Origin of the sequence: Pectobacterium carotovorum (assembly GCF_033898505.1) — a bacterium.
In the GTDB taxonomy this organism is placed as follows: domain Bacteria; phylum Pseudomonadota; class Gammaproteobacteria; order Enterobacterales; family Enterobacteriaceae; genus Pectobacterium; species Pectobacterium carotovorum_J.
On record NZ_JAXAFK010000003.1, the window covers coordinates 557,208 to 564,002 of the forward strand.

4 protein-coding genes and 1 rRNA gene are annotated in these 6,795 nt (G+C 51.2%); all 5 read right to left on the reverse strand.

Annotated features, from left to right (window positions below; all coding sequences use genetic code 11):
• Positions 1-69: 69 nt before the first annotated feature.
• A complete protein-coding gene (aceK, locus tag R9X49_RS17120) occupies positions 70-1,845 on the reverse strand; it encodes a bifunctional isocitrate dehydrogenase kinase/phosphatase (RefSeq protein ID WP_319849574.1) in 1,776 nt (591 codons plus the stop codon).
• A gap of 49 nt (positions 1,846-1,894) precedes the next feature.
• The gene (aceA, locus tag R9X49_RS17125) at positions 1,895-3,202 is read right to left on the reverse strand and encodes an isocitrate lyase (protein WP_263058149.1); all 1,308 of its coding nucleotides are present in this window, start codon (positions 3,200-3,202) and stop codon (positions 1,895-1,897) included.
• 31 nt (positions 3,203-3,233) lie between these two features.
• Entirely contained in the window at positions 3,234-4,832 is a 1,599-nt protein-coding gene (gene aceB, locus R9X49_RS17130) for a malate synthase A (RefSeq protein WP_319849536.1), read from the reverse strand.
• A 283-nt stretch (positions 4,833-5,115) separates the two neighbouring features.
• Positions 5,116-6,045 (reverse strand): homoserine O-acetyltransferase MetA, encoded by a 930-nt coding sequence (gene metA, locus R9X49_RS17135; protein WP_319849538.1) that lies wholly within the window; start codon positions 6,043-6,045, stop codon positions 5,116-5,118.
• Between the two features lie 642 nt (positions 6,046-6,687).
• A 5S ribosomal RNA gene (gene rrf / locus R9X49_RS17145) occupies positions 6,688-6,795 on the reverse strand; the annotation flags it as partial.

The following is a 6,795-nucleotide window of genomic DNA, read 5'->3' on the forward strand; positions in this document are numbered from 1 at the left end:
GACGTGGCGCAAGCTTTCGCCGCGTCCATGCGGCTCATCCTAAGCCTGCTATCTCCTCAGCATAATTTTTTACGCCGGATAACGGCAAAGGCCTGAATCATTCTCAGTTGTGGTGTATAGCGGCTCAGCACGCTGGCTAAAACGCTTGCGGCGTCGGTAGGCGTAAACATCCTCAATGTGCCCTTCCCTGATACGTTGTTGTAGTGCTCGCCAGTAATCCGCGCAAAACAGATCGCCGTGCATTTCCTCAAACAGCGTACGAATGTGGTGGTCGCTACACAGGAAATGGGGAAACTCTTCGGGAAACACATCATTCGGCGCGACGCTGTACCACGGTTCTGCGGCCAGCTCATCTTCCGGGTAACGCGGCGGCGGTATTTTGCGGAAATTCACCTCGGTCATGTAGCAAATTTCATCGTAGTCATAAAACACGACCCGCCCATGACGCGTGACGCCGAAATTCTTGAATAGCATGTCGCCGGGGAAAATGTTCGCCGCAGCCAGCTGTTTGATAGCATTGCCATACTCTTCAATCACATCATGCAGCTGCTGTGCATTTGCCTGTTCCAGATAGAGATTCAGCGGCGTCATCCGGCGTTCCATGTACAAGTGCCGGATCACCAACCGATCGCCCAGATCTTCCAACTTCTCTGGCACTTCACGCCAAAGCTCGTCCAGCAGTTCCGGGCTAATGCGATGCTTATCGATGACGAAGTTTTCATATTCCTGCGTATCCGCCATACGCCCAACGCGATCGTGCTCTTTCACCAGTTGATAGCACGCCATGACCCGCTCCGCACTCACCTCTTTCTGCGGCGCAAAACGATCTTTGATGACCTTAAAGACGCGATCGAAAGAAGGCAGCGTAAACACCAACATCACCATCCCTTTCACGCCGGGCGCGATGATGAACTGCTCTTCTGATTCAGCAATGTAGTGCAAATATTCACGGTAATACTCAGTTTTACTGTGCTTCTGGCAGCCAATAGCCAAATAAAGCTCCGCCGTCGTCTTCCCCGGCAAAATATCCCGCAGCCAGGCCACTAGCGCAGACGGCAGCGGGGCATACACCATGAAGTAAGAACGGGCGAAACCAAACACAATGCTAGCATCTGCCTGACTGGTTAAGCAGGTATCAATAAATAGCGCACCGCGCTCATTGTGGTGAATCGGCAACAGGAACGGAACAATACCGTCAGGGAGCGACAACTTGCCCACCAGCCAGGCCGCTTTGTTGCGATAAAACAGCTCGTTAGCCACCTGTAATGTCGCCTGAGCCAGCTGCTCCGCAGAAAACGTGCGCTGTAAATACGCAACGATATAGCCAATATCACGCGGCAAATCTTCCCACGGTAACCGCAGTGGCACATCACTCAGCAGCTTTTCCAACATGTTCTGCCAGCCGTCGGTTGGCATAAATGTCTTGGCGATAGGTCGGGGAATCTCACGAAAACGCTGTTCAGGCTGAGAACTGAAAACAAATAGCTTATCCGGCGTCAGTTCCCGATGGTTAAACAGCCGACAGTAGACGGAATTAAAGAAACTCTCAGCAATCTCAAAGCGCGGGTAGTCCGGCAGTAAGCGGGTGTAGATATGCTTCACTCGCGCCAAAAAATCCGCGTCATCACAGCGGATACCGGTAATACAGCGCAACTGTTCAACCACCAAGCCCACGTGGTGATCGTATAGATGAATACGCTGTTTCATTGCCTGTTGTACGGCAGGCCAGTCAGCCTGTTCAAAGCGCTGCTGCGCCCCCGCCGTCACTTCGAGAAAACGTCCATATTGCGCATCAAACCCTTGCAGGATCGTCTGCGCCACCAGCTTTTCAAGGTCACGCGTCATCATGATCTCCAGATGAAACCCGGCCAGCGGTTCACTGACCGGGTTAGGATCAGAACTGCTGTTCTTCCGTCGATCCCGTCAGCGCCGTCACCGAAGACTCGCCTCCCTGAATGATGTTTGTCACCTTATCGAAGTAGCCGGTTCCTACCTCCTGCTGATGTGATGAGAAGGTATAGCCATCCTTAATCGCTTCAAACTCAGGCTGCTGTACTTTTTCTACGTAGTGTCTCATCCCTTCACCCTGCGCATAGGCATGCGCCAGGTCAAACATGTTGAACCACATACTGTGGATACCCGCCAGCGTAATGAACTGATACTTGTAACCCATCGCCGACAGCTCATCCTGAAAACGCGCAATCGTGCTGTCATCCAGATTCTTCTTCCAGTTAAAGGAAGGTGAACAGTTGTATGCCAGCAGCTTACCGGGGAACTTCGCGTGGATAGCTTCAGCAAAACGGCGCGCCAGCGATAAATCCGGTGTAGACGTTTCGCACCACACCAGATCGGCATAAGGCGCGTAAGCCAGACCGCGACTGATTGCCTGCTCAATCCCGGCACGGGTACGATAGAATCCTTCTACCGTGCGTTCGCCAGTGATGAAGTCACGATCGTACTCATCACAGTCAGACGTCAGCAAATCCGCCGCATCCGCATCGGTTCGCGCAACCAGTAAAGTAGGCACCCCCAACACATCCGCCGCCAGACGCGCCGCAATCAGCTTCTGAACCGCTTCCTGAGTGGGAACCAGCACTTTACCGCCCATGTGTCCGCATTTCTTCGCCGATGCCAGTTGGTCCTCAAAGTGAACCGCTGCGGCTCCCGCTTCAATCATCGATTTCATCAGCTCAAACGCGTTAAGCACGCCGCCGAATCCCGCTTCCGCATCTGCCACAATCGGCAGGAAGTAGTCGGTATGGCGCTTGTCGCCCGGCTCAATGTGGTTTGCCCACTGGATCTGATCGGCACGCCGAAACGTATTATTGATGCGTTCAATGACTGCGGGCACAGAGTTCGCTGGATAGAGCGACTGATCGGGATACATACTAGATGCCAGATTGGCATCCGCCGCCACCTGCCAGCCGGAAAGGTAAATCGCCTCAATGCCCGCTTTCGCCTGCTGTAAAGCCTGTCCGCCCGTCAGCGCGCCCAGGCAATTCACATAGCCTTTGCGCGCGTCACCATGCAGCAGGTTCCACAGCTTCGCAGCACCGAGCTGCGCGAGCGTACATTCCGGGTTCACCGAACCCCGTAGATTAATCACATCTTCTGCGCTGTAGGGGCGCGTAATCCCTTCCCAGCGGGCGGTTTTCCACTCTTTTTCAATATGCTGGACTTGTTGAGTACGAGAGGTGGTCATAGCAGAGGTTCCTTTTTATTATCAGTCAGGATTAATCAAGCAGTGCGTAGCCGGGTAACGTCAGGAAGTCGATCAGCTCATCTTGCGTGGTGATTTGCTCCATCAGCCGGGCGGCGTCATCAAAGCGCCCTCCACTGAAGCGGGCATCACCGAGCTCCTCCTGAATCACAAACATCTCTTCGGCCAGCATCTGGCGGAACAGCGCCTTGGTGATCACGCGACCATCGCTCAATGTCTTGCCGTGGCGAATCCACTGCCAGATTGAGGTACGGGAGATTTCTGCCGTCGCTGCATCCTCCATCAGCCCATAAATCGGGACGCAGCCATTGCCGGATATCCATGCTTCGATGTACTGCACCGCAACACGGATATTCGCGCGCATCCCCACTTCCGTGCGCTCGCCCGGACAAGGCTCCAGCAATTCCTCAGCGCGAATAGGCGCATCCTGTTCACGGCGAATATCGAGCTGATTTTTACGCCCACCTAACGCCCGATCGAACACCTCCATCACGGCATCTGCCAGCCCCGGATGAGCCACCCAGGTGCCATCATGCCCATTGTGAGCTTCCAGCTCTTTGTCTTTACATACCTTATCCAACACCCAGTTATTGCGTTCCGCGTCCTTACTTGGGATGAACGCCGCCATCCCCCCCATGGCGAACGCACCACGGCGATGGCAGGTTTTGATCAACAGCCGTGAGTAAGCGCTAAGGAAGGGTTTTTCCATCGTCACCGACTGGCGGTCAGGCAGAACGCGATCGCCATGGTTCTTTAATGTTTTGATATAGCTGAAGATGTAGTCCCAGCGGCCGCAGTTCAGCCCAACGATATGATCGCGCAAGTGGTAGAGAATTTCGTCCATCTGGAAAACGGCAGGCAGCGTTTCAATCAACACCGTTGCTTTGATCGCCCCGCGTGGCAGGTCAAAACGATCTTCGGTATAGCAGAAAACATCATTCCACCAGGCCGCTTCCTGCCATGACTGCGTCTTTGGCAGATAGAAATAAGGGCCACTACCTTTCTTCAGTAATTCCTGATAGTTATGGAAAAAATACAGCGCGAAGTCGAACAGGCTGCCGGGGATCGCTTCCCCCTGCCAGGACACATGTTTTTCGGGCAGATGCAAACCGCGCACACGGCAAATCAATACGGCAGGATTGGGTTTCAACTGGTAGATTTTTCCTGTTTCATTGATATAGGAAATCGTACCGCGTACGGCATCACGTAAGTTGATTTGCCCGTCAATGACCTTTTCCCATCCCGGCGACAGTGAATCCTCAAAGTCCGCCATGAAAACCTTCACATTGGCATTCAATGCATTGATTACCATCTTGCGTTCGACCGGGCCGGTAATCTCAACACGACGATCCTGAAGGTCATCGGGAATACCGCGTATTGTCCACGCCCTATCACGAATGGAAGCCGTTTCTGAAATAAAATCAGGTAGCTTACCCTGATCGATATTACGCTGCTGGACCTGCCGTTCGGCGAGCAACTGATTACGTGCCGGTGTGAAATGCGCGACCAGCTCCGTTAAAAAATCAATCGCTTCCTCCGTAAGAATTTGCTTCTCACCTTCGCCAAAACGCTGACTAAACGCCAATTCTCTGTTTATCGTCTGCTGCATCATTCGTGGTTCCTTTTCAGATTCCGCTTCATTCATCAACAACCGCCAAATCGGCAAACCAGTATGTACATTTCTTAGCCGACAGAATTAAGCGTAATACAATAAAAAACAAAATCAAAAACAATTTCCATTTTTATGGTTTTTTAAACATAACTTATTAATAAAAATGAAGATAAAAATAGAAAGAGAAAAGAAATGACTTTCACTCATCAGCAGAAACGAAATGATTCAGCACAAAAAAGAAAGGCACCTTAAAAGGTGCCTTAGAGAAAAGAAGGGAGATGGCTTAGTCCAGCGTAGGGTTCATTCGACGTAAATCATAAGGCGTAATCTGGTAGACATAATAATTCAGCCAGTTAACAAAAAGCAGATGACCGTGGCTACGCCAGCTCGCTTTCGGTGCCAGTTCAGGGTTGTCGTCAGGGAAATAGTTAACCGGTACAGCCGGATCCAATCCGGCGTCATAATCACGGAAAAACTCTCCCGCTAGCGTCAGGGCATCATACTCTGGATGACCGGTAACAAACGCCAGACGCTTATCTTTGCTGGCAAACAGATAGGCGCCAGCCTGCTCCGATTCAACCAGAATATCTAAATCTGTATGCTGCCGAATCACATCAGCCGGGAAATCCGCATAGCGAGAATGTGGAGCCAGGAACGTTTCATCAAAACCGCGGGTCAACAACGCATGGGGTTGTAACGTTTGATGCGAATAAACGCCAGATAGCTTTTCCTTACGGGTCATTTTTGGAATGCCGTAGAGGATATTGAGAGCAGCCTGCACAGCCCAACACACGAATAATGTGGAGGTCACATGCTCTTTTGCCCACTCGATGACACGCGCGATCTGTGGCCAATAAACAACATCGCAGAAATCGACTAATCCCAGTGGTGCGCCAGTCACAATCAAGCCATCAAAATTGTCGTTCTGAATATCGTCAAAATCGCAGTAGAAATTATTCAAATGCTCAGCCGGCGTATTCTTTGATTCACGACTATCGATACGCAACAGCTGGATATCAATCTGTAGGGGTGAATTGGATAACAGGCGCAGAAACTGGTTTTCAGTCTCAATCTTTTTAGGCATCAGGTTCAGCACCAGCACTTTGAGGGGGCGAATTTCCTGCGTTTTAGCACGCGAGGACGTCATTACAAAGACGTTCTCATTACGCAGAAAATTGACGGCTGGTAACTCATCAGGAACCCGAATTGGCATAACCTTATATCCTCAAAGCATACGTTTAAACGTTTAGACATCCAGATGCCCGAAGATAGCGAGTTTTCGTACTAATGTCGAGCGCTCAACGCATAAGGTGAAAATGTTTCACGAGATTCAGTATGCACCACCAGTACTACTTCTGCTGAATACGTTTGAGTGCGTCAGAATCACTCAGGGGAACAGCGCTAGAAATGACAATGAGTCTAGATTTACGACAGCTCATGACCGTGATCTCCTGAAGTATGCGTTCCTCTACATGAGAAAGCCCTCCTTCATTCATTTCCAGAGCATGAATAGTAGAGTCGTGCTACTAAACCAGTTGCGCCAATCGAAGATTACGTACTGTTATTTGATTTTTACGAATTTGGATATAGAGATTCATGATTAGTCCTCCTGACACTTCAGTCTTCCCCAAATACGCACAGCAAAAAGCCCCTGTCTTTCGACAGCGACTGTCCACTTGTTTGATGCCCGGCCGTTTATGGCAGGCGTCCTGCCCGCCCCCCTCGGGCCATTGCGTCGCAACGTGCAAATCCGCTCCCGGCGGATTTGTCCTGCTCCAGAGAGCCCCCCTCACCGACACACAACAGACAAAACAAAAAGCCCAGTCTTTCGACTGAGCTTCTTGTTTTATTTGATGCCTGGCAGTTCCCTACTCTCACATGGGGAAGCCCCACACTACCATCGGCGCTACGGCGTTTCACTTCTGAGTTCGGCATGGGGTCAGGTGGGACCACCGCGCTATCG